The organism is Nonomuraea glycinis (assembly GCF_014646515.1).
GTDB classification, from domain to species: Bacteria; Actinomycetota; Actinomycetes; order Streptosporangiales; family Streptosporangiaceae; genus Nonomuraea; species Nonomuraea glycinis.
Window position 1 is genome coordinate 475,047 of the sequence record NZ_BMNK01000001.1, and the last position, 26,940, is coordinate 501,986.

The following is a 26,940-nucleotide window of genomic DNA, read 5'->3' on the forward strand; positions in this document are numbered from 1 at the left end:
AACCGTATGCGACGCCGAAGGTTGATTGTCCTCCTGAGCGCGGTTGCGGTGGTATTCGGGGCGGTCGCCTTCGCGGTCCTGGCCGCCGGCGGGGTCAGGGGCAGCGCCGCCGAGACCTCGGCCGCCTACTTCGCGGCCTGGCGGGCGGGGAACGTCGAGGCCATGGCCGCTCTGGTGCACGAGCCGCCCGCCGACTTCCGCCCCCGCCACCTGTCGATGAGCGCCGAACTCGGCGTCAAGAGCGTGGAGTTACGGCCGGGGGCGGTCAAGGTCACCGGCGAGGAGACGGCGGAGGTCCCCTTCAGCGGCAGCCGGATGCTGGAGACCTTCGGCGCCTGGCCGTTCGACGGCACGCTGCGGCTGGCCGTACGGAACCGGCACTGGAAGGTGCTGTGGGCGCCGGAGACCCTCCACCCGCTGCTCAAGGACGGCGGGACGGTGGAGATCGTGGACGTCGAAGGGCCCCCGGTCGAGCTGCTCACCAGGGAAGGCCACAAGATCCCCAACAACGGTTACGTCGAGTCCCTCCTGGCGCGGCTGCGGCCCGAGCTGGACGGGGACAGCGCGGGGTGGGCGCTGGTGGCGAAGGCGCCGGGCCGGCCGGAGCAGCGGATCATGACGGTCGAGCCCAAGCCCGACGTCCAGCGCACCACGCTGTCCAGCTCCGTCCAGGCCGCTGCCGCGCGGTCGCTGGACGGGGCGGAGGACTCCGCGATCGTCGTGCTGCGGCCCGCCACCGGCGAGGTGCTCGCGCTGGCCGACAGGCTGAAGGACAACTACAGCGCTTTCCACGACTTCTTCCCGCCGGGGTCCACCTTCAAGATAATCACCGCTGCCGCTCTGATGAAGGCCGGGCTCGAACCGGCCGCCCAGGTGCCGTGCCCGGCCACGTACAGCTTCCCGGACCGGCGGGCCTTCACCAACGACGGCGGGGTGGATCGGGGGCTGGTCTCCTTCACCGACGCCTTCGCCTACTCCTGCAACACCACCTTCGTCGAGCAGGCGCTCACCCGCCTGCGACGTGAGGATCTGCGCGAGACCGCGGCCGAGTGGGGGTTCGGCAGGCCGATGCCGACCGGCGCGCAGGGCGCGTGCGGCGCCATCGAGGACCCGGCGGACGCCGACTGGTTCGGCTCGAACGCCATCGGCCAGGGTTCGGTCGTCGTCAGCCCGCTCTGCATGGCCATGATCGCCGCCGCGGTGCAGGACGGCACCTTGCGCTCGCCCCGGCTGCTGTCGGACGAGCAGGTCCGTCGCGTCGACGGCGAGCCGCCCCCGCCGGTCGAGCTGGACCAGGGCGTGGTGGCGAACCTGCGCGCCATGATGCGCGCCGTCGTGGAGCACGGCACGGCGAGCGGCGCCGGACTCCCCGACGGGGTGTCCGGCAAGACCGGAACGGCCGAGGTCGAGGGCGAACGGTCACATGGCTGGTTCGTCGGCTACCGCGACGACCTGGCCTTCTGCGTCTTCGTGCGGCACGGCGGATCGGGCAGGGCCGCGGCTGTGCCGATCGTCACCCGTTTCCTCAATGGGCTCTAACCTACGGTACCGTAGGTTATATGACGACGATCACCGTTAAGCCCAGGCTGCGGGGGTGGTTGCACGCGGGGGCGCTGCCCGTGACGCTGATCGCGGGATTCACGCTCGTGACCCTCGGGCCCACCCTCCAGGCACGGCTCGCCTCCGCCATCTACGCGATCACCTCCGCGCTGCTCTTCGGCATCTCGGCCACCTATCACCGCAGCACCCTCGGCCCTCGCCTGGCGGAGGTGCTGCGCCGTCTCGACCACGCCAACATCTACCTGATCATCGCGGGCACGTACACGCCGTTCGCGCTGCTCGCGCTCGACGGGGCCGCCAGGATCGCGGTGCTCGCCGTCACCTGGGGCGGAGCGCTGGCCGGCGTGCTGTTCAGGGTGCTGTGGATGGGCGCGCCGCGCTGGCTCTACACGGTCCTCTACCTCGCGCTCGGCTGGACCGCCGTCTTCGTGCTGCCGCAACTCCTGCGGGGCGCGGGGCTGGTCGCCGTGGTGCTGGTCGCCGTCGGCGGCCTCCTCTACAGTGCCGGCGCGATCGTGTACGGGCTGCGCCGCCCGGATCCGTCGCCGCGCTGGTTCGGCTACCACGAGGTCTTCCACGCCTGCACGCTCGCCGCCTACCTCGTCCAGTACATCGCGGTGTCGATCGTCGTCTACTCGCAGTGACGCCTGCCCCTGGTGGCGCAGATTTGACCGCATCTGCTGGCAATGACACAGATTTGACCGGGTGGGGAGGTGGGCGAGTGCCCGTTGCGGACAACAGTCCGGAATGGAGCAACTCGCACGCACCTGGTGGCTGGTGCTCATTCGCGGGATCGCGGCGATCATCTTCGGGATCCTGGCGCTGATCTGGCCCGGCATCACGCTGCTGGTGCTGGTGATCTTCTTCGGCGCGTACGCGATCGTGGACGGGATCTTCTCGATCTTCTCGGCGTTCCAGCAGGGGGTGAGGTCGCGGGCCTGGCTCATCATTTCCGGAATTCTCGGGATATTGGCTGGTCTGGTGGCGTTCATCTGGCCGGGGATCACGTCGCTGGCGCTGCTGTACGTCATCGCCTTCTGGGCCATCTTCACCGGCGTCGCCGAGATCATGTACGGCATCCGGGTCCGCAAGGAGATCGAGAACGAATGGACCCTCATCCTGACCGGCGCCCTGTCGGTGCTCTTCGGCATCCTGCTGCTGATCTGGCCGGGGGCGGGGATGCTCAGCCTGGTCTGGCTGATCGCGATCTTCGCCATCCTGTACGGCATCGCGCTGGTCGCCCTGTCGTTCAAAGTGAAGAAGATGGTGCCGAAGAGCTAATATCCGTAAATCTTACGGATATATCACGTCCAAGGCGGGGAATGTACTGTATGTCTGGCTCAACGTGGAGGAGACATGGACGTACACGCCCGCCTTGCCCGCCACCTACTCGTCGACGGCTACCACCTGGTGCTGGATCTGGAGTTGAGCCAGGGGCCGTGGCTCGTGGACGCCCGTGACGGCCGCCGATACCTGGACTTCTACACCTTCTTCGCCTCGGCCCCGCTCGGCGTGAACCCGCCCTTCGACCCGGACTTCACCAGGCTCCTCGGCCAGGTGGCGCGGAACAAGCCCGCCAACTCCGACATCTACACCGAGCATCTGGCGGACTTCGTCGACACCTTCACCCGGGTGCTCGGTGACCCCGCCCTGCCGCACCTGTTCTTCGTGGAGGGCGGCGCCCTGGCCGTCGAGAACGCCCTGAAGGCGGCCTTCGACTACAAGAGCCGCCGCAACGAGGCCGAGGGCAGGTCGCCCGCCCTGGGCACCCGCGTCCTGCACCTCACCAAGGCCTTCCACGGCCGCAGCGGCTACACGATGAGCCTGACCAACACCGACCCGGTCAAGACCGACCGGTTCCCCGTCTTCGACTGGCCGCGCATCGACGTCCCGGCCATCCACCACGGCGACGTGGAGGCGGCCGAGGAACGGGCGCTCGCCCAGGCTCGCGCCGCGTTCGAGCGGTATCCGTACGACATCGCCTGTTTCATCGCCGAGCCCATCCAGGGCGAGGGCGGCGACAACCACATGCGCCCGGAGTTCCTGCAGGCCATGCAGCGCCTCTGCCACGAGCACGACGCCCTGTTCATCCTGGACGAGGTGCAGACGGGCGGCGGCACGACCGGCACCCCCTGGGCCTACCAGCAGCTCGGCCTGTCGCCCGACATCGTGGCCTTCGCCAAGAAGGTGCAGGTGGGCGGCATCATGGCCGGCCGCCGCCTGGACCAGGTGCCCGACAACGTCTTCCGGCAGAGCGGCCGGATCAACTCCACCTGGGGCGGCGGCCTGGTGGACATGGTGCGCAGCCGGGGCCTGCTGGAGATCGTCGAACGGGACGGCCTGATCCCGCGCGCCGGCACGCTGGGCGCGCTCATCCTCGAACGGCTCACCAAGCTCGAAGCCGAGCACCCGGCCACCGTCGCCAACGTTCGCGGCCGCGGCCTCATGTGCGCCTTCGACCTGCCCGGCGCCGCCGAGCGGGACGCCCTGATCACCCAGTTGCGCGAGGAGGCGGGCGTCCTGGTGCTCCCGTGCGGCCCGCGCTCCGTCCGGCTGCGCCCGGCCCTGAACATCTCGGAGCACGACCTCGACCACGGCCTCTCGGCCTTGTCAGCGGCCCTGGAACAGCGCGCGTAGCCCTGGAACGACGCGTAGTCCTGGACCAACGCGTAGCCCTGGAACGACGCCTCGGCGCCGTTCGGGCCGGGCGGCGCCGAGGGGTGGGCCGGCTATTCCGAGGAGCGAGAACGCCACAGGCCGATGGCCGTGACGCGTGAATCCACGCCGAGTTTGGCGTAGATCCGGTTGACGTGGTTCTTGACTGTCTTCTCGCTGAGGAACAGTCGCTGCGCGATCTGGCCGTTGGACTGACCGGTGGCGATCAGGTCCATGACTTCGGCCTCGCGCTTGCTCAATGACGTGAACACGCTGTCAAACGCTGCATCGTCGACTCTCATCCGGCCTCCGGAACGAAGACGGTCAGATCGCCGAGGCCCCCGCGCTTCCGGCGTTAGCGGTAGACAGTGAGCATAACTCGCATTGTCATGTTTTGGGGACGATGTTGGAAAAAACGGCAACGGCCGGTCCAGAAGGACCGGCCGTTGCACCGTGGGGTGAGTGAAGGGACTTGAACCCTCGACATCCAGGACCACAACCTGGCGCTCTACCGCCTGAGCTACACCCACCATGAGCCACCCGCATGAGCGGCACAGGAAAAGTGTAGCGGTGTTCGGGAGTCTTTACGCCACTGATTAACCCGTGACACGCTCGGCGAGTGTTCTGGCCGTGGCCGAATCGGGCCCCGGCTGCCCCACGAACACGGCCGCGCGGTAGTAGCGCAGCTCTCTGATGCTCTCGGTGATGTCCGCCAGCGCCCGGTGCCCGCCCTGCTTCTCGGGCGCGGCGAAGTAGACGCGCGGATACCAGCGGCGGACCAGCTCCTTGATCGACGAGACGTCGATCATCCGGTAGTGCAGATAGCCGTCCACCGCCGGCATGTCCCTGGACAGGAACGTCCGGTCGGTGCCGATGGAATTGCCGCAGAGCGGCGCCTTCTTCGGCTCCGGCACGTGGCGGCGGATGTAGTCGAGCACCAGGGACTCCGCCTCGGCCAGCGTCACGCCGCCCGCCAGCTCGGGCAGCAGCGCGGAGGCGGTGTGCATCTCGCGGACCACCTGCGACATCTGCTCCAGGGACTCCGGCGGCGGCTTGATGACCACGTCGACGCCCTCGTCCAACTGGTTGAGCTCACTGTCGGTGACGACGCACGCCACCTCGACGAGCGCGTCGCGCCCGAGATCGAGCCCGGTCATCTCGCAGTCGATCCAGACCAGCACGTCACTCATTCGTTCTCCTCGCCGCAGCGGCTCGGAGCGTTCCGCCCGCTTGCTTGTCCCACCAGCCTAGTGCCACCGTTCAGGCCGGTTTCAGCGAGCTCAGCACGTCGCTGACCACATCGGTGCCGAGATTGTCCGGGACGGACATGTAGACCATGGCCGGTCGCCGGCCGTCGCCGCGGTCCATCAGCACGATCGCGCCGTTCTCCTTCTTCCACTTGTAGTCGTTCTTCTCCGACTCCGCGGTGAAGTCGAGCTCGAACTGGAGCACCCAGGCGTCCCGGTCGCCGACCTTCATGGCCTTGTCCGAGACGATCTTCTTCGTGTGCGGTATGCCGTAGTACTTGGTGATGAAGTCGATATAGACGGCCTTGGTCGCGATGCTCATCCCGGACACCCCGGCGTACGGATAGCTCTCGCCCAGCGTCCCGGAGTAGACGTTGCCGATCCAGCTGCCGTTCTTGCCGTCGTAGTTGTCGTGCGAGGTCTTCTGGACGCCACCCGTCCATTGCTGTGCGCGCGGGTCGGCGCTGTTGACGTTGGTCCTCGGCACCTCCCAGCCCTCCGGAACCTCGAACGAGACCCCCGCCCGCGGGTCGGTGACGCGCCCCGACACCGCCTCGGGGAACGGGGCCGAGGCCGAGGCCGTGGGCGCCGGCTCGGTGGGCGTCGCCTCCGGGGTCTGCTCTGGAGGCGACTCCTCCGTCTGCGTGGGAGCCGCGGAGGGCAGCCCGACGGGTGCGGAGCTGCTGTTGAGCACGAAGACGCCGGCCACCACGATGAGGGCGACCACGACGACGGCCGCCAGGCCGCCGAACACCCACGGCAGGGGACTGCTCTGCTTGCGCGGCGGGCCGTAGCCGACGCCGGGCAGCGGCGTGCCGCCCCACTGGGTCGGCTGCTGCCGGCCGTAGGGAGGTTGCGGCGACTGGCCGTACGCGAGGGTGGGGTTCGCGGGGGCGGCCGACCAGTCGGGCTGCTGGTTACCGTAGGGCTGCTGCGGGCCGGAGGCCGGCTGGGGGCCGGAGGACGACTGCTGCTGGTGTCCCTGCTCCAGGGGGTGCGTGGCGTCCGTCCACTGGGCACCGTCCCACCACCGGAGTTGAGGCGATCCGTAGGGGTCGGGGTACCAGCCCGCGGGGGTCTGCGTGGTCATGTCCGTCAGAGTAGTAAGAACCGGTTTGAGATGCATTGTTGCGTTGGTCAACACCGGTAAGTGAAGCTCGCCTTCCCGGTGCGCGGCGGGCCCGGCGACAGCACCCGTAACGTGGCGGTGGCCTTGACGGTGCTCTTGCCCTTCAGCGACCACCTCAGTGGCACGCTGTAGGAGGTCTTGTCGGACGTGGTCTCCAGGGTCGCCTTGACCACCTCCTTGTCCAGGTTCTTGCGCCACTCGTACGTGATCTCGCCGGCCTCGCCGTTGGTGACGATCGTGCCGGTGATGAGCACGGAGCTGTTGCAGCGCTGGGCCTTCTTCGGGGCCTTGACGGCGACGGACGCGACCGTCAGGTCCGGCGAGGCGCCCAGCCTGAACCAGGCGACGGCCGCGCCGGCCAGGATGACCGCGAGGACGCCCGCGGCCAGGATCGTCCGGCGGCGCCGCGCCCGCTCGACCTTGGAGCGCCGGGCCGAGCCCCGCCGGGGCCCGTCGCGCCCCTCACGCCAGATCCGCTCGACCGGCGTCTCGGTGCCGACGCCGGGCCCGAACCGCTCCGCGTCCTGGTTGCCGGGGCTGGGGTGCGTCGGCGCCTGACTGCCCAGCATGGCCTGGTCACCCGCAGAGCCCTGCCCGCCCGCGCCGAATCCCGCACCCGCGCCCGCGCCCGCGCCGAAGCCTGCGCCCGCGCCCGCGCCCGGAGCAAGTCCCGCACCCGCGCCGAAGCCCGCGCCCGGATACTGACCATCGGGTCCCGTGCCTGTGCCAGGTCCTGTGCTCGTGCCGGGGACGCGCAGCAGGGTCACGATGTCGCCCTCGTCGCGGTCCGCCTCGCGGCCGCTGCCGGCCGCGTCCTCCGGTCTGGTGTACGCGAGTGGCTGCGCGAACACCGACTGGCCGCGTGCCGCCTGCGCCAGGCCATGTCGGCTGACCACGCCACCGGGCAGCAGGTCGCGCTCGGCCAGCAGCATGCTCCTGGCCGCCGTGAGCCCACGGGTCGTCGCCGTCGCCGCGGCCCGTTCGAAGAGGTCGGCGGCCCGGGGAGCCCCGCGCGCGCACGAGGCGGCCAGCCCCCGGGCCAGCGCCGCCCAGCCGGACGAGTCCCGTTCGGGTGTGGAGAGCCGGCCGTGGATGGCGTCCGACAGGCCGCGCTCCGACAGCAGCGCGCCGCCCTCGGCCGTGATCACCACGGTGCCCGGCTGCACCGAGCCATGCGTGATCCCGGCCGCGTGCAGCGCGACGAGGGTGTGGGCCGTCTCGGCGAGCACGGACGCCGCGCCGCTCGCGTCGACCGACCCGGCGGCCAGCAGGCCGGCCAGGGTCGGGGTGACGGCCTGCGCGGTCAGCAGCCACACCTGGGATCCGGCGGCCACCACGTCGGCGACCGGGATGAGGCCGGGCAGCCCGCCCATGGCCAGCCTGCGGTCGGTCAGCACGGCCGCCACGACGCGGTCGCGCACGCCCGGCGTGTCAATGATCCTGGCGTCGAACAGCAGCGCTCCGGCCCGGCGGCCATCGGGCGAGATCGCGTCGATCCAGTTGCCCACCTCGGTGATCCAGGTGTGCTCGGTCAACTGGAATCCGGCGATGCCGTTTCTCGGATTGGTCATCGACGATGCCCCCGGCCAGCTCAGCGCTTCGTGCGGTGCCGTCCCGCCATGCGACGTTTCACCGCCAGTGTGCCCGGAAGCGTGCCGGACGTCACCAGGGCGAGTGCGAGCAGCACGCCCGGCGCCACGGTCACGGACTCCCGCACCTGCGAGATCTCGGGCACGCGCCGGATGTCAGGGTTGGTCGGCGTGTCACGGGGCGTGGAGCCACCACTGGGCGAGTTGCCGGGGGAGCTGGGATCCGTCGTGGTCGGAGTCCGGGACGGGGTAGGCCGGGGGTCGGGGTCGCGCGTCGGCGCTCGGGTCGGCTCCGGGGTCCGGGTGACCAGCGGCGTGCCGTTGCCGTTGTCCCGGCCCGTGCTGTTCAGCACCGGGTCGGAGGACTTGGTGGCGGTCGGGGCGGGCGTCTTCACCCGGGTGCGGGTGGGCCTGGCCGACGGGGTCCTGACCCGAGGGCTCCTGACGGGGGTTCTGGTGGCGGTCCTGGTGGCGGTCGGCTTCACGGTGGGCGGGGCGACGCTCGCGGTGTCCGACGGGGCCGCCGTCGGCTCCGCCGTGGTCTCCTCGGGGGCGGGCGTCGGCTCCGCTTCCAGCGTGGACTCGATGGGCGGTTCCGTCTCGGACGGGAGCGAGGTCGGCGTCACCTGTGAGGTCTGCGCCCGCAGTACGGGCTCCTCGTCGAGGGTGTTCACCAGCACGACCCCGATCACGATCACCAGGCCGGCGCACGCCGTACTGATCATGACCTTGCCCGGGATCCTGCTCATCAGCGTGGACGGCTCGTCGAAGCTGGTCTCGGCCAGGGTGGTCTGCACCTCGGCGGGCGCCTCGGGCGCGCTCGGGAACATCAGCAGCAGCAGGCCGGCCAGGCTGGACAGCCGGTGCCTGCCGCGCTCCTCCCAGTCGGGACCGTACGCGTCGGCCGCGATGGCCTCCAACTCGGTCAGGAACGCCTCGGCGGACGGCGGACGCTCACCCGCGTGCTTGGCCAGGCCCCGCTCGACCAGTCCTTGCAGCGGGGCGGGCACGTCTTCGATCGGCGGTGGCGTGCTCTGGTGCTGCCGCGCGAGCGCGGCGAGGTTGGGGGCCCGGTAGGGGCGGGCGCCGGTCAGGCACTCGAAGAACACCACGGTGGCGGCGTAGACGTCGGTGGCGGGCGAGGCGGGGTGGCCGGCCCACTGCTCCGGCGCCATGTACGGCGGGGTGCCGGCGGCGCTCGCGCCCTCTCCGGCCATGACCGCGATGCCGAAGTCGACGAGCTTGCTGTCGCCGTCGCCCTGGACGATCACATTCTCTGGTTTGTAGTCGCGGTGTACGACTCCCATCGCGTGCGCGGCCGCGAGACCCTGCAGCGATCCCTTCAACACCGTCAGCGCGGCTTCGGGGCCGGTCGGGCCCTGCGACCTGAGTAACTCGCGCAGCGAGGCGCCGTTGACCAGCTCCATGACGATGGCCGCGCCGTAGCCGGTCTCGAAGTAGTCGATCAGGCGGGCGCTGTGCGGGCTGCGCATGGTGCCGAGCAGCCTGGCCTCGTGGCGGAAGCGCGCCACGAAGCCCACGTCGGCCCTGAGCTCGTCGGACAGGTACTTGATGGCGACCTCGGCCCCGTCGTGGTCGCGCCGGGCGAGGGCCACTCTGCCGGTCGCGCCGCTGCCGAGCTCACGGACCTCGGTATATCCGGGAACCCCCCACTGACTATCCCCGTGCATAACGGTCTCCTCCTGGAGTCCTCTGGGCCCCCGCCCTAAACAGAAGGAGCGTAGTTTATCCGGCCGATACCGAGCTGTGACAGGCAATATCCTGATACATGAGAAACGGCACGTCAGTTAATGATTTCGCCCGAGTCCGAGTCGGAACCCGAGTCCGAGTCGGAACCCGGGTCCGAGTCCGCCGAGTCTGAGTCCGAGTCGGAGCCAGAATCCGAGTCCGAGTCCGGGCTTGGCGACTGCGGGCTCTTCGAGGGCTCCGCGCTCGGCGGGCAGGCCGGGGTCTTGCCGCCGGCCGACGCGCCTCCGTTGCCCGCCGCGGGCCGGGTGCCGGCCCGTACCTGCCAGGACGCCCCGCACGGCACCTTGCCGAAGGACCGGCTCACGGTCCTGACGTACGAGGTCGCGCCGGACAGGGTCACCGCCCTGACCCCGACGGTCCTGCCGCCGACGCTGAAAACGACGTTTACCCGTACCGGCTGGGTGTTGCCAGTGGTCACCGCGACCGACGCGGTGGCCGTGTTCCCGCGCAGCACGGCGCGTGAGATCGACACCCGCTTCACCTCCGCCGGGCAGGTGACCTCGGTGCTGCCCGTCGCGGTGCGCCCGCCCGCGACCACCCGCACCGCGACGGTGGCGCCGCACGGACGCGACCTGAAGGCGTGCGTGAAGGTCTGGATGTACGAGGTCCGCCCGGACAGGCTCGCCTCCCGCGTCGCGACCTGGTCCCCGTTGACCGAGAACGCCGCCGTCACGGGCACCGCGGAGGTGCCGCTGGTCGTCATGGTGACCTGGGCGCGGGCGCCGCCGGAGGCCGGGTTCAGCCGGACCCGCAGCCCGGTCACCTGGGTCGGGCACTCGGGCACGCTGACCGTGGACGAACTCGCCCCGCCGGGGGCCGCCGGGACGGTGCTGACGGTGAAGGTGACCCGCCGGCCGCACGGCGGCTCGGGCAGGACGTGCCGCAGGGATCGGGTGTAGGAGGAGGCGCCGCTGAGCCGTACCCGCTCGTTGTGGACCGTCTCGCCGCTGACCAGCCAGGTGGCGTTCAGGACGATCGGCGCGGTGCCGGTGGCGGCGACGGTGTACGTCCCGCCGGCCACGGTGCGCTCCACCGTGAAACGGTCCACGGTGAGCCGCGACACGGTGGTGGCCGGCGGCGTCGTCACGGGCGGTGTCGTCACAGGCGGTGTCGTGACGGGTGGCGTGGTGACGGGTGGGGTCGTCACCGGCGGTGTGGTCACGGGCGGCGTGGTGACAGGCGTGGTGACCGGCGGTGTGGTGACCGGCGGTGTGGTGACGCGCGAGGTGGTCGGGGTGCGGGTGGGCGTGCGGGTGAATGTGCGCGTGGGAGTTCGGGTGGGCGTTCGAGTGAATGTGCGGGTGGGCGTGCGGGAGCTCGGCGGGGTGCCGGCGGTGGAGGTCGACGTCGGTGCCGAGGCCGAGCGGGACGTCGACGGCAGGGTGAAGGGGGACGTCGAGGTGGGCGGGGTGGCGACGAGGGTGGGGGCGAGTGATTCGGAGGCGGGCGGCTGCTCGAGTGTCGGGCTGTCAGTGATCAACTGCTGCGGGCCGACCTGCGGGACGGCCGCCGGGGTCTCGGCCGCCGGCCGGCTCGGGACGGTGGAGGGCGGCGACGACAGCCCGGCCGGTGGCCGGGACTCCGAGGGCGCGGCCGCCACCGGGTTGAACGGCGTCGGCCGGTCCCGGTTGACCGCCACGATCACCACCGTCGCGGCCACCAGCGCGGCGAGCGTGGTGCCCATCGCCATCTTGACCGCGCCGGCGCGCACGCCGTGCGAGCCCCGGAACACCGTACGCGCCAGTGAGGTGGTGACCTGCGCGGGCGGTGGCGGGGTCTGCGGCACCGGTAACAGCAGGCCGAGCAGGACCACCAGCGCGGCCAGCCGGCGTCTGCCGCGCTCCTCCCAGTCCTCGCCGTAGGCGGCCTTGGCGGTCGCCTCCAGCTTCGCCAGGAACGCCTCGGCGCTGGCGGGGCGGTGCGCCGGGTCCTTGGCCATGCCCTGCAAGATGAGCGCGCGTACCGGCTCGGGCGCGTCGTGCGCGGGCACCGGGATGTGGACGTGCTGGTAGCCGAGTACGGTCGGCTCGGTGGAGCGGTAGGGCCGGTGCCCGGTCAGGCACTCGAAGAACACGGCCGTGGCCGCGTAGACGTCGGTGGCGGGCGAGGAGGGCTGCCCGGACCACAGCTCGGGCGCCATGTACGGGGGCGTGCCCTCGGGCTGGGAGATCGTCCCCTGGCGGACGGCGATGCCGAAGTCGACCAGTTTGCTCGACCCGTCCTCGCGGACGATCACGTTCTCGGGCTTGTAGTCCCGGTGCACCAGCCCCAGGGAGTGCGCCTTGGCCAGGCCGAGCAGCGAGCCTTTGAGCACGACCAGAGCCGCCTCGGGCCCGGTGGTGCCGTTCTCGCGCATGAGGGCGCGCAGGGAGACGCCGTTGACCAGCTCCATCACGATGGCGGCGCCGTACTGGTCCTGGATGTACTCCCACAGCGTGGCGACGTTCGGGTCGCGCAGCGTTGTCAGCAGCCGCGCCTCCGACCGGAATCGGGCGAGGGCCACCGGGTCGCGCAGCCACCTCGGCGAGAGGTATTTGATCGCGACCTTGATGCCCGTGTCGTCATGCACCGCCAGCACGACACGGCCGCTGGCACCGGCCCCGAGCTGCTTGACCTCCGTGTAACCGGGAGCTTCCCACTCCATGCGGCCCTCCCATCAGAAGTCGGCCCACCTGATGAGACGTGCGATCCAGCGGCGGGGTTTGCCGGACGGCCCGTGTTTTATGGAACTACTAACGGTCTGCTATGTGAACAGGTATGCCGATTTCTTTGGGAAGCACCGGATCTGGTTGTGGTTCACCCCATTTAGTGTCGATGGGGAGCACCCCCGCCCACAAGGGCAGCGCGTAGTCGGCTTCCTCGTCCTTCGGCGCGCCCCGGCGTATCTTGACCGACGCCTCCTCCAGCGAGAGCGCGAGCACGGCGGTCGCGGCGAGCTCCTTGGCCGTGGGCTTCCTGGCATAGTCCCACTGGCCGGGTGCGAGTTGCTCGCTCAGCGCCCGCAGCCCCGCCATCCGCTCGTCCTCGTCCGTCACCGGCCTGGCCCGGCCGTAGATCATCGCCGAGCGGTAGTTGATCGAGTGGTTGAAGACCGAGCGGGCCAGCACGATGCCGTCGACGTGCGTGACCGTGACGCACACGTCCCCGCCCGAGTCGTCTGAGCCGGCGCGCAGCGACCGGGCCCCGGTCGAACCGTGCAGGTAGAGGGTCTCGCCGATCCGCCCGTAGCCGGTGGGGATCACCCTGGGATGGCCGTCGACCACCACGCCCAGATGACACACCAGCCCGGCGTCGAGCACGTCGTACAGATCGTTCCTGTCGGCGCTGCCCCGGTCCTTCTCGCGGCCGAGGCGGGTGCGCGCGGTGGTGGAAAGCATGCGCACGACCGTAACGAGAAAGTGGACCTATGCTGTAGAGCCACTATCGGACTCTTCTCGGAGACCACTTCGTGCGTTCCCTCGTTGACCTGCCCATATCCCTGTCCCGGGAGGCGGCCGCGCCGCTCACCGCGCAGCTCGCCGACTGGCTGCGCGGCGCGATGCTGTCCGGGGCGCTGGCGCCCGGGGTGCGGCTGCCCTCCTCGCGCGGGCTCGCGGGGCAGCTCGAAGTGAGCCGTACGGTCGTCACGGAGGCCTACCAGCAACTTTACGCCGAGGGGTGGCTGGAGGGACGGCACGGCTCCGGCACGTTCGTCGCCTCGCTGGAGGCGCCCCGCCGCTCCGTGCCGGAGACGCCCGGTCCCGGGATGCGGCGCCGGGCCGTGCCGGGCGAGAAGGAGATCAATCTGACGCCGGGTCACCCGTGGGTCCGCGACTACGACCGGGCGGCGTGGAAGCGGGCCTGGCGCAAGGCCGCCGACCTGCCCCCGGGCGACTACCCCGACCCGTACGGCCTGCCGCACCTCAGAGAACTGCTCGCCGATCACCTGCGCAGGGTCCGGGCCGTGCCGGTGGGCCCGGAGAACATCCTGGTCACCAGAGGCACCGGCAATGGGCTCGACCTCTGCGCGCTGGCGCTGCTCGGCGCCGGCACCCGGGCGGGCGTGGAGGATCCCGGCTATCACGTGGCGCGCACCGTGTTCGCCGCCAGGGGAGCGGAGGTGGTGCCGTGCCCGGTGGACGAGGACGGGGTGATCGTCGAAGGGCTGCCGGACGACCTGCGCCTGCTCTACACCACCCCGGCGCATCAATATCCGCTGGGCGGGCGGCTGCCGATCCCGCGCCGGGAGCGGCTGCTCGCCTGGGCCAGGCGCACCGGCGCGATCGTCGTGGAGGACGACTACGACGCCGAGTTCCGCTACGACGTCGCCCCGCTGCCCGCCCTCTACGGCCTCGACCCGGCCCGCGTGGTGCTGCTGGGCACGCTGTCGAAGTCGCTGGCGCCCGATGTCGGGGTGGGCTGGCTGGTGGGCGCCCCGGAGCTGCTGGACAGGATCGCCGCCATCAGGCGTGGCGTCTGCGACCGCACCAGCGGCCCGGTGCAGCACGCGGTGGCGACCCTCCTGGAGCGCGGCGACCTCGACCGGCACCTGCGCAGGATGCGCCTTGAGTACGCGCGCCGCCGCGCCGTGGTCGTCGAGGTGCTCGGCGGGGTCTGCCGCCTGCGCGGGGACACGGCGGGGCTGCACGTCCTGGCGGAGCTGCCGCCGGGGACCGGGCCGGAGATCGTCGAGCGGGCCGCTGAGCGCGGGGTCCTGCTGGACACGGTCGAACGGCACCACTTCGGCCCCGAGCGGCTGCACGGCCTGGTGATCGGCTACGGCTCGGCGTCGCTCACCGACGTCGGACGAGGATGCCGAATCCTCGCCGAGCTGATCAGCGACGCGACCTGAGCCGAATCACCGGGTACGACCTCAGCCGGTCTGAGCCGGGCATGGCCTCAGCCGGTCTGGGCCGGGTACGGCCTCAGCCGGTCTGATCAGCGGCGGGAGCCGGGTCACCGGACCCGTTCCCAGGCGGGCTCCAGGTGGCGGAGCACCGGCAGGGCGCGGGAGGCGTACAACGGGTCGACGGGCAGGACGTGCCGTGCCCACCAGCGGGCCGCCGCCGGGTCGGCGGAGGGCTGGGTGAAGGGCTCGGCGTAGTCGTCGTAGGGAGGGTCGTACAGATAACCCGTCGCCACCCCGTACCGCTCCAGCTCGGCGATCGCGGCGTCGCGCTCGCGCACCAGCAGCGGGACGCGGAACAGCGGCTGATCGAGGTGGTCGCGGACGGCCGAGGCGGCCGACGGCAGGGCGGCCAGCCGGGCCACGCCCGCCAGCCTGCGCGAGCGTTCGCCGGGCACCGCCGCCACCCGCCGCGCCTGGTACCAGCGGGCCAGGGGGCCCCGCTCGGTGCGGTAGGAGTGTAGGTCGGCCTGGACCCACGGGTCGAAGGGCGGCAGCAGGGGAGCGTGCGGCAGCACCTGGGACAGGGCCTCGGCGAGCAGCGGGATGCGGTAGCCGTCGCGGGGCTCCTGCAGATCGAGCGCCCGCGCCAGCCGCAGCGCCGGACGGACGAGGTTGTACTTGAGCGCCAGCTGACGGGCCATCGAGGTGACCACGCTGAGCACCTCCGCGCGGAAGGCGCCGGGCTGGAGCAGTTGGTCCCGAGCCCGCTGCAGGGCCTTCAGGTCCGACGCGTGCTCGACGGCCAGGACGCCGCCCGAGCCGGCGCCGGGATGCTTGGAGAGGCTGAAGACGCCGGCCTGGCCGAAGGTGCCGAGCGGCCGGCCGTCGACGCTCGTCTCCATGGCGTGCGCCACGTCCTCGATGAGGATCTTGCCGGTGAACGCCGACACTTGGTCCGGCAGGCCGTACAGGTTGGTCGTGAGGACCGCGTCCACCGTGGAGAGGTCCACCTGGGCGGCGTCGATGTTGCCGTCACCCGGCGACAGCGGCGCGATCACCGGGCGCAGGCCCGCCGCCAGCACGAGGAAGAGGATCTCGTCGGCCGACAGGGGCGACATGAGGAGCCGCTGGCCCGGCGTGCACCAGTGGCGCAACGACAGGTAGAGGCCGAGGCGGTTGGAGGGCAGGAGTAAGCAGTGCCGGCCGGTGCGCTCGGCGATCGGTCTCACTGAGGCAGGACGGCACGCAACCGTCCGTACGTCTTCAGCGCCTTGTCGGCGGTCCGGTGCAGCAGGGGGTTGGCCAGCACCGTGGCGCGGGCCTTGCGGGCGGGCACCCGGAGCATCCAGTGCACGCCGGCCGACGGGCTGAGCCGGGCGATGCGGCCCTCGGACACCATGAGCTCGCCGTTCTTGAGCTTCTCTTTGTACTCCTTGTGGCCACGGCCCATGTCGATCACCTGGATGCCGGAGCCGGCCGCCTTCTCGGCCATGGCCAGGTGCTGGATGAGGCCGGGGGAGTATTTGGCGAAGGAGGTGTCGTAGGCGGGGAACCAGCCGGCCAGGGTCGTGCGGGTGCGGATGCCGAAGTGCCCGGCCAGCGGCGTGCCGTCGACGTAGACCATGTCCAGGACGCCGGCGAAGCTCTCGGTCCGGGTGTCCAGCAGGCGCTCGACCAGCTCGACGATCCACTGGTGCGCGAACCGGTCGGTGCGGCCGGTGCGCCGGTACTGGTCGGTCTTCCAGGACAGCAGGGTGCGCAGCGGCGCCAGGTCGGCGGTCGCGTAGTCGTGCCGGACCTCGCCCAGGTCGCGCTGGAGCTTGCGCGTCTTGGCCAGCGTGCTCTTGTAGGTCTTGCCGGAGTGCTCGCGCAGGAACTCGGTGTAGGGGGCGTAGCCGTCCCGCAGGTTGATGATCGGCGACGGGTAGGCGTCCGCTTTGGCGCGCTCCATCGGCTGACCCGCGACCAGGTGGTCGTACTCGTAGACGGACAGTCCGCACAGCTTGAGCAGCCGGTGCGGATGGATGTCGGCGTCCTTGAGATGGATCATGCCCTGCGCGTCGGTCAGACCCGCGGCCACCGGTCTGCCGATGCCCAGCGGATGGCGCTCGAAGGGGAAGAACCCCACGATGTCGGGCCCGTCATAGACGACCGCGACCCACACCATGTCGCGCAGTTCGCCGACCGTGATCGTGAATTCGGGAGACAGGAACGGGTTGTCGAACGCTGGGTCGGCTTCCTGAAGCGCGCGCCAGCGACCTACTTCGGATGCTCCCAGCTCGCTGGGGCGAACGAGCGTGACGTGCATGGGCTCCTACTGTCGACATGCCTTACTCGGATCAGCATGCGGGCAGACATGTTCGGCCAGCTTAGAGGATATGTACCGGTGGTCGGCCCTTCATGATTCGGAACGTTATGCAACTCTCAGGTGGTATTCAGGACCGAATAACGTTCTAATGGTGACTCATGACCGTTCCAGGCATTGATCGGACCCGGCTCTTCGCATGGCTGGGCCGGCACGTGCCCGACGCCGGTGCCCCCCTGTCCGTCTCGCTCCTCGCGGGCGGGAGGTCGAACCTGACCTATCTGATCGAGACGGCCGGGCGGCGCGTGGTGCTGCGCCGTCCGCCGCTCGGGCACGTCCTGCCGACCGCGCACGACATGCGGCGCGAGTGGCGGGTCATCTCGGCGCTCGCGCCCACCCCGGTGCCCGTACCGGAGCCGGTCGCGTTCTGCGCCGACGAGGACGTCATCGGGGCGCCGTTCTACCTCATGGGGTACGTCGAGGGCGAGGCCGTAAGCAGCAGGCGGCAACTCGGCGAGCCCACCCCCGCGCCCGCGCGGACCCGGCGGCTGTCGGAGCGGCTGGCCGAGATCCTGGCCGCCATCCACGCCGTCGACTACCGCGAGGCGGGCCTGGCCGACTTCGGCCGGCCGGAAGGCTACCTGCCCCGCCAGCTCGAGCGGTGGAACCAGCAGTGGGAACGGTCGAAGGCCGACGACCTGCCCGAGTACGACAGGCTCCGCACCCGGCTGCGCGAGCGCCTGCCGTCCCGCTCGGCCGGCACGCTGGTGCACGGCGACTACCGCCTCGACAACACGCTGGTACGGCTCGGCCCGGCGGAGCCGGAGATCCTGGCCGTGGTGGACTGGGAGATGTCCACCCTCGGCGACCCGCTGGCCGACCTCGGGCTCACCCTGACCTACTGGCAGGACCCCGGCGACGAGGAGCGGGCCCGGATCCCGCTGGCCGGGGACGTGACGGTCGCGCCCGGCTTCCTGAACGCCGCCGAGTTCGCTGCCCACTACGCCAAGGTGTCCGGCCGTGACATCTCCGACCTCGGCTTCTACACGGCCTTCGGAAATTTCAAACTCGCGGTCATCGTGCAGGGTATCCACGCCCGCTTCCGGCAGGGTAAGACCGTGGGTGAGGGCTTCGAGCAGATCGGGGCCGCCGTGCCCATCCTGATCGCCCGCGCCCACCGCATGCTCGACGAGTCGTGAGCGCCCCGGGCACCGCCTGCCTCATCCAGTCCCACCCCTGAGGAGCGCCATGAGCACTGTTGCACTGATCACCGGAGCGGCGAGCGGCATCGGGGCCGCCGTGGCCAGGCGCCTGTCGACGGGTGGCGCCACCTGCGTCCTGGTCGACCTCGACGGCGAGGGCGCCGAGCGGCTGGCCAAGGAGGTTGGCGGCGCCTGGCTGGCCGCCGACGTCAGCACCGAGGACGCCTCGCTGCGCGCCGTCGAACTGGCCCAGGAGAGGTACGGCAGGCTGGACCTGGTCCACCTCAACGCCGGCGTCACCAGCGGCGTGGACCTGGCGGCCTTCGACGTCGACGCCTACCGCAAGGCGGTCGGGGTGAACGTGGACGGCGTGGTCTTCGGCGTCGCCGCCAGCCTGCCGCTGCTCAAGCGCTCGGGCGGCGGCGCGATCGTCGTCACGGCGTCGCTCGCCGGGCTCGTCGGCTACGACGGCGACCCGATCTACACCATGACCAAGCACGCCGTCGTCGGCCTCGTCCGGGGGCTGGCCGCGCCGCTGGCGAAGGAGCGCATCAGGATCGACGCCGTCTGCCCCGGCTTCACCGACACCCCGCTGGTGGCCGAGGCCAGGGAGTTGTTCGCGAGCGCCGGATTCCCGCTGCTGGACGCCGACGACGTGGCCGCCGCCGTGGAGTCCGCCTTTTACTCGGAGGAAACGGGCACCCTGCTCATCGTGCAGCCGGGAAGGCAGCCCGTGCCGTACCGTTACGCAGGTGTTCCGGGCCCTGCGACGGGTCAGCGTCCGCCCTCCTCCTGACACGTCGCAAGTGGCGCGCAAGTGGTGCCGATACGGTTATATAGGCCGGGCGACCTCGCCCGGCCTTTGAACGTCGTGTGAGGGGTGGGATCCGTGATTCCGACGGACGGTCGACATGCCCGCAGGCGGTCGCCCTGGCCGATCGCCGTAGGGGCCGGTGTGCTCGCCGTTCTGCTCGTGGCGGGCATCATGATCTACGCGGGCATGAGAACGGCGTCCAAGCCGGACTTCAAGGGCGGCGAGGCGGCCAAGCCCATCCCCAGCGAGCCCGCCCCCAGCCTGGAGCCGCCGCCCGCCGTCGACGACTGGCCGCGCTGGGGCGTCACGCACACCCAGTACAGCGCGGACAACGCCGCCGAGCCGGTACGGGAGCGGGCCCAGGGGATCCTCGGCCAGGTGCCGATGCTGCAGAACCAGCACATCATGGGCTGGGGCTCCGGCAACCCCGAGCCCAGCCCCGGCCAGTACAACTTCCGTGACCTCAACCGGCGGCTGGAGTTCATGGCGTCGTCGCGGGCGCTGCCGATCATCACGCTGTGCTGCGCCCCCGACTGGATGAAGGGCGGCAAGGCGGGCTACACCGACTGGAGCAAGAACCACACGGTCGCCCCCGACCCCAAATTCTTCGACGACTACGCCAAACTCGCCGTCAGGGTCGCCAAGCAGTACCCGACGGTCAAGCACTACATGGTGTGGAACGAGTTCAAGGGCTTCTGGAACCCGACGACCAACCGCTGGGACGCCGAAGGCTACACACAGCTCTACAACAAGGTGTACGACGCGCTGAAGAAGGTAGACCCGGAGATCCAGGTCGGCGGCCCGTACGTGCCCATCGACAGCTACCAGAACGGCGCGCCCTCCGAGCTGTCCGGCACCTACGGCACGATCGACCAGCGCAGCCTCGACGCGATCGAATACTGGATCGAGCACAAGAAGGGCGCCGACTTCATCGTGGTCGACGGCGCGACCCTGACGGGCGACAAGGGCAACATCCCGGACGACTTCGCCGCCACGGGCAAGTTCAGCGCCATCACCGCCTGGCTCAAGGAGAAGAGCGGCGGCATGCCCGTCTGGTGGGCCGAGTGGTACGTCGAGCCGGAGACCTCGGACTGGACCGAGGACAAGCGCCTCGCCGTGCAGGCCGTCACGCTCATGGAGTTCGCCAGGACCGAGGTCACCACGGCCCTCTACTGGAGCCCGCAGACCAAGAACCCGGGCCCCTGCCGCGGCTGCCTGTGGGACGGCGGGAACGGCGCCGAACTGCCGATGGCGGGGCTGCTGAGCGGCTTCACCAAGTGGTTCCCCGCCAGCGTGGAGCTCGAGCAGGCCGCGGTGTCCGACAAGCGGGTCAAGGTGCTGGCCCAGGCCCGTCAGGTGGTCATGGTCAACACCGCCGCCACCGCCGTGACCGCCACGGTCGACGGCAAGCAGGTGACGCTCAAGCCGTACGAGGTCCGGTGGAGCGGCCGGGGCACGACCTGATCGACCTTGTCGACGGTGAAGGTCCCCTTGCCGAAGGGGACCTTCACCGTGGGATCAGGGGCCCAGGGCGATGTAGATGAACCGTTCGATGATCACTCCGAGGGCCACCGCGAAGGCCGGAATGCCGATGAACAGCAGCCACTTCCTGGCTCGCGGCGCTCGTTTGACCCCGTTGAGCCGGATGACCTCGTAGCCGAACAGGGCCGCCCACATCACGATCAGCGCCGCGACGCCGACCGGCGTCCAGGGTGAGCTCGGGTCGCCGGCCGTCTGGTAGGGCTGCGGATCCGGCGTCTCCGTGCCTCTGACGAACGACTTCCAGGTGTAGAGCGCGGCGTCCTTGTTGGCGTAGACCTTCTTCAGCTGCGGCGTGGCGTCCAGCGTCGCCCGGAACTTCTCGCCCCAGCCGTCCGGGAAGTTCTCGTTCAGCTGCAGGAAGTTGATCTGACCGCGGTTGACGACCAGGTAGGTGTTGCGCGGGCTGTCCGGCCCCGGCGCCATCCGTTTCACCACGTCGGCGACGTTCGTCGGATCCTTGTGCACGAGCACCTGCCCGGCGAAGTTGACCAGCTCGATGTCCCGTTCGCCCCACGGCAGCGTCGGCGTGACCTCCGGCCCCAGCTGCGAGGTCATGTAGACCACGCGGGCGCTCGGCTTGTCGTGCTCGTACACGTAGTGCATGGCGGCGACCTCGCCCGCGGTCACCCGCTCGAACTGCTCGTTGCCGTAGCGGGCGACCAGGAAGGCCATCGAGAACGCCACCGCGAAGCAGGCGGCCAGCACGAGCGACACCTTCTTGGTCAGCTCCGGGTTGAAGCGCGCGTTCCGCTTGCGCAGCGGGACGGTCTCCTCGCGCACGTCGGCGCTGTCCGCCGGCAGGTTCGGGAAGAACGCGAACGCCGCCAGCAGGCAGGCGCCGGGCAGCGCGAACATGTAGATCCGCAGCCCGATCTCGCCGCCGTAGCTCTGCAGTCCCAGCGCCGTCACCGGCACGCACAGCAGGATCAGCGCGGCCCGGTCGAACACGCCGCGCCGCATCCGCCGGAACAGGCCCACCGCCGCCAGCGCGAGGATCACCATGAGGATGCCGAGCCGCGCCTGCAGCACCAGCGCGTGCAGCGGGTCCGTCCCCTCGATACGGTCGCCGGTGTTGGTCTGCAGGTTCGTCAGAATCCTGCCCAGACCGCCGAAGATGGCCTCGATCTGGCCCGCCCAGAAACCCACGGCCTGGTAGCTGATCCAGGTCAGCACCACCATGCCGAGGGAGAACGGCAGCGCCCACGTCAGCGAGGTCCGCTTGAGGATCAGGAACGCGGTCATCACCCCGAGCATCATGAACGGGGTGATCTGGTGCGAGGCCGTCGCGGCGACGAACAGGGCGATCATCAGCATGAGCATGAGCAGCTTGTCGGCCCGGTACATGCCGGTGTTGGCCAGCTCGCCCGGCGTCATCGCGTCCAGCCGGCCCAGCAGCCTGCGCAGCCCCTTCGGCGCGAGGGGCTTCTTACGGGGCTCCACCCGCCCGAACCATCGCAACAGGATCGCCAGGAACGCCAGATAGAGCGCGAAGGTGAAACCCTGGGACGAGAAGTAGTCCTGGCCGATCCACTGCACCAGCACGAACAGCAGCGCCGCGAACCAGCGCGCCCGCGTGGTGGCCACCACCTGGCGCAGGATCAGCACGAACGGCAGCAGATAGAGCAGGTTGGACAGCAGCGGCGTCCAGTTGAGTATCGGCGTCAGGTCGGTGATCCCCGCCGCCTTCGTCACGAACGCGAACAGCGCGAAGAAGCCGGGCCAGCCCATCCGGGCGTCGATGTTGATCGCCGACTCGCCGGTCCTGCCGATGAACTCCACGAAACCGGCATGGATGTACGCGGTCGGGAACCTCGGCTCCTCGGCCACCAGCGCCCCGGCGCCGTGCAACGCGAAGGTGATCGCGGCGATCTGGAACAGCAGCAGGAACTTGCGGTCCGTGCTCTGCGCGACCGTGACGAAGAACGACACCAGCATGATCAGGATCGCGGCGAACGCGCTCGCGGGCAGCGCCGCGATCAGGCCCAGGCCGTTGATGTCCGCCGGGTTCACCCCGCGCAGCGGCCCCGGGCTGACCTTCAGCGCCAGGACGTACATGACGAGACCTTCGAGCACCAGCACCAGGGGCAGCCATTGGGGCGCGCTGGCGATCAGCGCCGAGATCCGCCCCCGGATGCCCGTCGCCGACGCCTGCCCGGCCCGCTCGCGCACCTGACCCCGCTCGCCGTCCGCCGCACCGGCGCCAGCGGCTTCCCCGTCCGACTCGGCGGGCTTCACCGTCGGCCCCGCCGGCCCCGTCGGCATCGTCCCGGGGGTCGCCGGGGCCGCGCCGGGCTTCAGAGCCTTCTCGGTGCTCGGCGGGGCCGTGTCGGCCTTCAGGGCTGTCTCGATGCTCGGCGGAGTCGTGTCGGGCGTCAGGGCTTTCTCGGTGCTCAACGGGGCTGAGCGCGCCTCCGGCGAGCCTGATCGCGCGTCAGGCGGGGCTGGTCGCGCGTCCGATGGGGCTGGTCGCGCGTCAGGCGGGGCTGGTCGCGCGTCCGATGGGGCGGGGCGCGCGTCCGGCGAGGCCGGGGGAGCGTGTGGCCTGCCGCCGGCCTTGGGGGACGGCGTGCTTGAGGGCTTCGGCGGCGCGTCGGTGGCGTGGGTGTCCGACACCGGAGCCTCCCGGGTGGACTCACCAGTGGCCGCCACCGGGGTGGGCTGGGTGGCGGTCACCTCCTCGGCCGCGCCACCGGGAGCGGTCGGCTTCGGGGCCGGCTTCCGGGCGGGCTTGCCGCCGCCGCTCAGGCGGGGAAGGGCGGGCCGCGTCTCCTTGCCCTGCTCCTCAGCGGAGGCCGTCTCCTGACCCCGTTTGCCGGCAGAGGCCGACTTTTTGGCCGGCTTGCCAGCGGGGCCCGGCTCCTTGCCCGGCTCCTTGCCCTGTTCCTCAGCGGAGCCCGGGTCCTTGGCCTGCTCGTCGGTGAGGGTCGGCTCGTCGAGGGTCGGCGGGCCGCCGATGCGGACGGCGGCGGACGTGGGGATGCGGAAGGTCATGGTGGCGCTGACGTCCTCGTCATCGCCCGCCGAGTCGTCCTCAGGCTCGGGCGGGTCGGGGGGTGGGGACGCCTTCGGGTCCGCGGAGCCCGACGGTGGGGTCTCCTTGACGGATTCGAGATCCAGCCGGGGAATGATCCCCGTCGCCTCCGGATCGAAAGGCACCTCTGACTCCTCTCCCGCGTCCCCCCGTACGCCGGAAGAGCCGGTTCCCGCTGTCATGCCATCGCCGTCCCGTTGCCTCACGTTGACCATCATGCGGCCCCGGGCGACCCCTGAGCGACTTCCACTTGCGTAGTTTCGCCGTATTTGAGAATTTTACGTAGTTTCCCGAAGATCAAAAGTGCGACCACGGTCTGGCTGATCAGCATTCCGTATCCCACCCCGTTCACGTTCGTGAACGGGAAAAGCACCAGAATAGAGGCCAGCACCAGCGTCGCCAGCCCGATCTGGACCAGTGCGAGCGTATGCGCCCGGCTCTGCGCCCGCAGCACGCTGAGATAGACCTCGATCAGCACCCGCGGCAGCACGGCGAGTGCCATCAGCCGCAGCAGCATGGTCCCCTCATCGGCGAACTTCGAGCCGAAGACCTGCAGGATGAACGGCGCGCCGACGATCACCGCCACGACGATCGGCACGATGATCAGCAGTGCCCGCCGCAGCGCGTGCCGGCAGTTGGCGGCGAGCTGGGACCGGTCGAAGGAGCCCTCGACGGTCAGCGACACGGCCATGTTGATCGCCAGCACCTCGATCATGCAGCCCAGCGTGTGGGCCATCGAGAAGCGGCCGAAGGTGGCCTCGCCCACCTGCGTGGCGACGACCACGGGCACCAGGTAGACGATCGCGAGCACCGACAGGGCGCCGGGAAAGTCGCCCGCCAGGAACCTGCCGACCTCCCGCAGCCCAGGAGGGTGCTGCCCGAGGTCGGTGGTCTGCCGGACATGCCGGGGCACCACGACGCCGAAGATCAGCCAGTTGATCGGGATCAGCGCGATGGCCGTGGGAACGATCCAAGAGACGAAGATCCCGCCGTTGGGCAGCGCGCCGGCCAGGGCCACCAGCAGGCCCATCTTGAGCAGACCGAACACCACGCTGTTGAGCGGCACCCAGGTCGCCTGGCGCAGCCCGGTCAGCGCCACGTCCTGCAGCGTGAAGACGGCCCAGACCACCACCGCGGCGACGAAGAACAGGCCGGGCCCGAACCCCGCCAGCACGGAGTAGGTCTCGCCCCACAGCGGCAGGGTCAGCAGGAAGCCGACGGCCGCGACGGCGCCGGTGCCGGCGGCTATGCCGTACCCGCGCAGGATGAGCTCCGGTGTGCGGCGGCCCGCCACCGGCAGGAAGCGCGCCAGCGCGCCCACGAGCCCCAGCGCGGTCAGCGACGCGAACAGCCGCATGACGACGATCACCGCCTGCCCGCGGCCGAACTCCTCCTCGGAGAAGTAGTGGGCGGCGAGCAGCCAGTAGCCCATGCCGAGAACGGCGGTGATGCCGGTGTTGGCCATCAACGCGTAGCCGTTCCTGAACAGCGGATTGCGGAGGTCGCGGAGCAGTCTCTGCCAGAGGCTAGACATGTCCGCGGACCCGTTGCAGCCCGTACCGTGTTCGCCTGACGACGGCGTACCCCTTGGTCAGGATGCGCTCGCGCAGATAGATGAGGGGCACGCCGGTGCCTTCGACCGCGCGCCTGAACATGGTGGTGGTGGTGCTCGTGGAGATCGTCAGGCGGGGGATGGCGAGCATGTCGTGCTTGTCGGCGGCGATCGAGTTGGCCACCGCGCAGGCGGCGAAGTAGCCGGCCTTGCGCACCTCCCGCCGGACGCGGGCGCTGCTGTAGCCGAACGGGTAGGCCATGGTGGCGACCGGGGTGCCGATCTTGTCCTCCAGCAGGGCCTTGTTGCGGCGCAGCTCCTGGCGCAGCTCCTCGCTGCGGAGCTGGTCGAGCTGCGGGTGACTGTGACTGTGGCCGCCGATCTCGATGCCGGTCTGGGCGGCCTCGCGGGCCTGGGTCCAGGACAGCATGTCGTCCAGCGGCTTGCCCGCCGCGTCCTTGCCCGCGTCGGAGACCCAGCCGCTGGTCAGGAAGACCGTGGCGGGGAAGGCATAGCGTTCCAGCAGCGGCAGCGCCTGGCTGTGGAAGTCGGCGTAGCCGTCGTCGAAGGTCAGCACGATGGGCTTGGCGGGCAGGATCCTGCCGTTGTTCTTGTTGAACGAGGCGATCAGGTCGCCCAGGGTGAGCGGCGTGAAGCCGCTCTCCTTTAAGTAGGCGATCTGATCGGCCAGGTCGGACGGCCGTACGGAGTGCGGTTTGGTCTCCTCGTTGGGCTTGTCGGTGACCGAGTGGTACATCAGGATCGGCACCCGGGTCATGACCGCACCACTTTCAGTCGTACCGAGCCCACCAGATAACCCCAGGCCGTCCAGCCCAGTCCCACCACGATCGCGCCGGCCCTGCCGAGCCCGCCCAGGTCACCTCTGACCGCCTCGCCGAGCCCGCGCAGCGCGCCGAGCGGCAGCGTCTTGAGCGCGTGCGCCCGCTCGCTGGACAGCCCGTCCTGGGTGCCGACCTCCTGCGTGACCAGGGCCTTCGACAGGCCCTCCGCGTAGCAGCGGGAGCGGAAGTAGCCGAACGTCTCCCGCTGCCTGGACACCTTGTGCCCGATGAGCGCCTGCGGCTCGAACAGCATGACCGAGCCGGGCTTGCGCTGGCTCAGCCTGATGCAGAACTCCGTCTCCTCGCAGCCCAGCGGCCTGCTCTTGCGGCCCTGCACGCTGCGGCCGATGCCGCTGTGGAATCCGCCCACCTCGGACACCACCTCGCGCAGGAAGGCCGCGTTGCCGCCCATGACGTTGCGGATCGGCGCTCGCACCTCGGGCATGCCCCGGTAACTGCAGCCGACCGTCCAGTCGAACTCGTACGGGAACCAGCCCGGCCTGCGCTGCGACGCCCAGATCGGCTCGGTGCGACCGCCCACGCCGACGACACCGGGATCCTGGAAGCCCTCCTCCAAAGCCTCCAGCCACCCAGCGTCGGCGACCGCGTCGTCGTCGAGGAACGCGACGATGTCACCGGTGGCCGTGGCCACGCCGGTGTTCTTGCCGCCGGACAGCCCCTGCTCGTGCGTGTTCTCCACGACGATCACGTCGGGATACTCGCGCTTGAGCTTCAGGTGCAGGTCCGGGTTGTGGTCGACGACCAGGATCAGCTCGTACGGCCGGCGCGTTTGCCGCTCGACCGACTCGACGGCTTGCCTGATGTCCTCCCACCGGTCCTCGGTGTAGACGCAGATGACAACAGACGTGTTCAC

21 protein-coding genes and 1 tRNA gene are annotated in these 26,940 nt (G+C 70.4%); 8 read left to right on the top strand and 14 right to left on the bottom strand.

The features are described from left to right. The first annotated feature begins 48 nt into the window (after positions 1-48). The 4 genes from IEY87_RS02220 (at position 49) to lat (ending at position 4,197) form a co-directional block, all read left to right on the top strand. On the top strand, positions 49-1,539 hold the full coding sequence (locus tag IEY87_RS02220) for a penicillin-binding transpeptidase domain-containing protein (RefSeq protein WP_189136745.1): 1,491 nt from the start codon (positions 49-51) through the stop codon (positions 1,537-1,539). 20 nt (positions 1,540-1,559) lie between these two features. Continuing rightward, entirely contained in the window at positions 1,560-2,204 is a 645-nt protein-coding gene (trhA, locus tag IEY87_RS02225) for a PAQR family membrane homeostasis protein TrhA (RefSeq protein WP_189136746.1), read from the top strand. 103 nt (positions 2,205-2,307) lie between these two features. After that, entirely contained in the window at positions 2,308-2,841 is a 534-nt protein-coding gene (locus tag IEY87_RS02230) for an HdeD family acid-resistance protein (protein WP_189136747.1), read from the top strand. Between the two features lie 75 nt (positions 2,842-2,916). Continuing rightward, positions 2,917-4,197: an L-lysine 6-transaminase gene (gene lat, locus IEY87_RS02235; protein WP_189136748.1), complete on the top strand. Its 1,281-nt coding sequence runs from the start codon at positions 2,917-2,919 to the stop codon at positions 4,195-4,197. Positions 4,198-4,289: 92 nt separating this feature from the next. Here the strand turns inward: lat and IEY87_RS02240 are convergent, their stop codons facing one another. The 8 genes from IEY87_RS02240 to IEY87_RS02275 form a co-directional block, all read right to left on the bottom strand. Then, positions 4,290-4,517: a helix-turn-helix domain-containing protein gene (locus IEY87_RS02240; RefSeq protein WP_189136749.1), complete on the bottom strand. Its 228-nt coding sequence runs from the start codon at positions 4,515-4,517 to the stop codon at positions 4,290-4,292. A gap of 152 nt (positions 4,518-4,669) precedes the next feature. Further along, positions 4,670-4,745, bottom strand: a tRNA-His gene (locus IEY87_RS02245). A 66-nt stretch (positions 4,746-4,811) separates the two neighbouring features. Beyond that, complete coding sequence (gene orn / locus IEY87_RS02250) at positions 4,812-5,405, bottom strand: oligoribonuclease (protein WP_189136750.1); 594 nt, start codon at positions 5,403-5,405, stop codon at positions 4,812-4,814. A gap of 70 nt (positions 5,406-5,475) precedes the next feature. Further along, on the bottom strand, positions 5,476-6,552 hold the full coding sequence (locus tag IEY87_RS02255; RefSeq protein ID WP_189136751.1) for a DUF2510 domain-containing protein: 1,077 nt from the start codon (positions 6,550-6,552) through the stop codon (positions 5,476-5,478). A gap of 47 nt (positions 6,553-6,599) precedes the next feature. Continuing rightward, the gene (locus IEY87_RS02260; RefSeq protein ID WP_189136752.1) at positions 6,600-8,162 is read right to left on the bottom strand and encodes a protein kinase family protein; all 1,563 of its coding nucleotides are present in this window, start codon (positions 8,160-8,162) and stop codon (positions 6,600-6,602) included. A 20-nt stretch (positions 8,163-8,182) separates the two neighbouring features. Then, positions 8,183-9,871, bottom strand: coding sequence for a serine/threonine-protein kinase (locus IEY87_RS02265; RefSeq protein WP_189136753.1), 1,689 nt, complete (start codon positions 9,869-9,871; stop codon positions 8,183-8,185). 113 nt (positions 9,872-9,984) lie between these two features. Next, on the bottom strand, positions 9,985-12,594 hold the full coding sequence (locus IEY87_RS45405; RefSeq protein ID WP_225276815.1) for a serine/threonine-protein kinase: 2,610 nt from the start codon (positions 12,592-12,594) through the stop codon (positions 9,985-9,987). Positions 12,595-12,682: 88 nt separating this feature from the next. Continuing rightward, positions 12,683-13,327 carry a pyridoxamine 5'-phosphate oxidase family protein gene (locus IEY87_RS02275; RefSeq protein WP_189136754.1) on the bottom strand — a complete coding sequence of 215 codons (645 nt, stop codon included), beginning with the start codon at positions 13,325-13,327 and terminating at the stop codon, positions 12,683-12,685. A 71-nt stretch (positions 13,328-13,398) separates the two neighbouring features. Between IEY87_RS02275 and pdxR the strand changes: the two genes are divergently transcribed. Then, the gene (gene pdxR, locus IEY87_RS02280) at positions 13,399-14,781 is read left to right on the top strand and encodes a MocR-like pyridoxine biosynthesis transcription factor PdxR (protein WP_189136755.1); all 1,383 of its coding nucleotides are present in this window, start codon (positions 13,399-13,401) and stop codon (positions 14,779-14,781) included. A gap of 104 nt (positions 14,782-14,885) precedes the next feature. Here pdxR and IEY87_RS02285 read toward each other — a convergent pair whose 3' ends face one another. Further along, positions 14,886-16,007: a DegT/DnrJ/EryC1/StrS family aminotransferase gene (locus tag IEY87_RS02285; RefSeq protein ID WP_189136756.1), complete on the bottom strand. Its 1,122-nt coding sequence runs from the start codon at positions 16,005-16,007 to the stop codon at positions 14,886-14,888. Then, positions 16,004-17,086, bottom strand: a complete 1,083-nt coding sequence (locus tag IEY87_RS02290) for a GNAT family N-acetyltransferase (RefSeq protein ID WP_189136757.1) — start codon at positions 17,084-17,086, stop codon at positions 16,004-16,006. Before IEY87_RS02290 ends, IEY87_RS02285 begins: the two co-directional genes overlap by 4 nt. A gap of 158 nt (positions 17,087-17,244) precedes the next feature. Between IEY87_RS02290 and IEY87_RS02295 the strand changes: the two genes are divergently transcribed. The 3 genes from IEY87_RS02295 to IEY87_RS02305 all read left to right on the top strand — a co-directional run bounded on the left by IEY87_RS02295 (position 17,245) and on the right by IEY87_RS02305 (position 20,563). Continuing rightward, complete coding sequence (locus IEY87_RS02295; protein ID WP_189136758.1) at positions 17,245-18,282, top strand: phosphotransferase family protein; 1,038 nt, start codon at positions 17,245-17,247, stop codon at positions 18,280-18,282. A gap of 49 nt (positions 18,283-18,331) precedes the next feature. Then, entirely contained in the window at positions 18,332-19,081 is a 750-nt protein-coding gene (locus tag IEY87_RS02300) for an SDR family oxidoreductase (RefSeq protein WP_189136759.1), read from the top strand. A 159-nt stretch (positions 19,082-19,240) separates the two neighbouring features. After that, positions 19,241-20,563 carry a GH39 family glycosyl hydrolase gene (locus IEY87_RS02305; protein ID WP_225276814.1) on the top strand — a complete coding sequence of 441 codons (1,323 nt, stop codon included), beginning with the start codon at positions 19,241-19,243 and terminating at the stop codon, positions 20,561-20,563. Positions 20,564-20,617: 54 nt separating this feature from the next. Here IEY87_RS02305 and IEY87_RS02310 read toward each other — a convergent pair whose 3' ends face one another. The 4 genes from IEY87_RS02310 to IEY87_RS02325 form a co-directional block, all read right to left on the bottom strand. Further along, positions 20,618-23,797, bottom strand: a complete 3,180-nt coding sequence (locus tag IEY87_RS02310; RefSeq protein ID WP_189136760.1) for a hypothetical protein — start codon at positions 23,795-23,797, stop codon at positions 20,618-20,620. An 89-nt stretch (positions 23,798-23,886) separates the two neighbouring features. Then, positions 23,887-25,206 carry a lipopolysaccharide biosynthesis protein gene (locus tag IEY87_RS02315; RefSeq protein WP_189136761.1) on the bottom strand — a complete coding sequence of 440 codons (1,320 nt, stop codon included), beginning with the start codon at positions 25,204-25,206 and terminating at the stop codon, positions 23,887-23,889. After that, positions 25,199-26,002, bottom strand: coding sequence for a polysaccharide deacetylase family protein (locus IEY87_RS02320; protein WP_189136762.1), 804 nt, complete (start codon positions 26,000-26,002; stop codon positions 25,199-25,201). The genes IEY87_RS02315 and IEY87_RS02320 overlap by 8 nt, the downstream gene beginning before the upstream one ends. Further along, positions 25,999-26,940, bottom strand: coding sequence for a glycosyltransferase family 2 protein (locus IEY87_RS02325; RefSeq protein WP_189136763.1), 942 nt, complete (start codon positions 26,938-26,940; stop codon positions 25,999-26,001). Before IEY87_RS02325 ends, IEY87_RS02320 begins: the two co-directional genes overlap by 4 nt.

What these genes read in the sequence shown, in the direction of transcription:
- trhA (WP_189136746.1), top strand. Translation starts at nt 1,560, where the DNA reads ATGACGACGATCACCGTTAAGCCCAGGCTGCGGGGGTGGTTGCACGCG.
- IEY87_RS02230 (WP_189136747.1), top strand. Translation starts at nt 2,308, where the DNA reads ATGGAGCAACTCGCACGCACCTGGTGGCTGGTGCTCATTCGCGGGATC.
- lat (WP_189136748.1), top strand. Translation starts at nt 2,917, where the DNA reads ATGGACGTACACGCCCGCCTTGCCCGCCACCTACTCGTCGACGGCTAC.
- IEY87_RS02240 (WP_189136749.1), bottom strand. Translation starts at nt 4,517, where the DNA reads ATGAGAGTCGACGATGCAGCGTTTGACAGCGTGTTCACGTCATTGAGC.
- orn (WP_189136750.1), bottom strand. Translation starts at nt 5,405, where the DNA reads ATGAGTGACGTGCTGGTCTGGATCGACTGCGAGATGACCGGGCTCGAT.
- IEY87_RS02255 (WP_189136751.1), bottom strand. Translation starts at nt 6,552, where the DNA reads ATGACCACGCAGACCCCCGCGGGCTGGTACCCCGACCCCTACGGATCG.
- IEY87_RS02260 (WP_189136752.1), bottom strand. Translation starts at nt 8,162, where the DNA reads ATGACCAATCCGAGAAACGGCATCGCCGGATTCCAGTTGACCGAGCAC.
- IEY87_RS02265 (WP_189136753.1), bottom strand. Translation starts at nt 9,871, where the DNA reads ATGCACGGGGATAGTCAGTGGGGGGTTCCCGGATATACCGAGGTCCGT.
- IEY87_RS45405 (WP_225276815.1), bottom strand. Translation starts at nt 12,594, where the DNA reads ATGGAGTGGGAAGCTCCCGGTTACACGGAGGTCAAGCAGCTCGGGGCC.
- IEY87_RS02275 (WP_189136754.1), bottom strand. Translation starts at nt 13,327, where the DNA reads ATGCTTTCCACCACCGCGCGCACCCGCCTCGGCCGCGAGAAGGACCGG.
- IEY87_RS02290 (WP_189136757.1), bottom strand. Translation starts at nt 17,086, where the DNA reads ATGCACGTCACGCTCGTTCGCCCCAGCGAGCTGGGAGCATCCGAAGTA.
- IEY87_RS02295 (WP_189136758.1), top strand. Translation starts at nt 17,245, where the DNA reads ATGACCGTTCCAGGCATTGATCGGACCCGGCTCTTCGCATGGCTGGGC.
- IEY87_RS02300 (WP_189136759.1), top strand. Translation starts at nt 18,332, where the DNA reads ATGAGCACTGTTGCACTGATCACCGGAGCGGCGAGCGGCATCGGGGCC.
- IEY87_RS02315 (WP_189136761.1), bottom strand. Translation starts at nt 25,206, where the DNA reads ATGTCTAGCCTCTGGCAGAGACTGCTCCGCGACCTCCGCAATCCGCTG.
- IEY87_RS02320 (WP_189136762.1), bottom strand. Translation starts at nt 26,002, where the DNA reads ATGACCCGGGTGCCGATCCTGATGTACCACTCGGTCACCGACAAGCCC.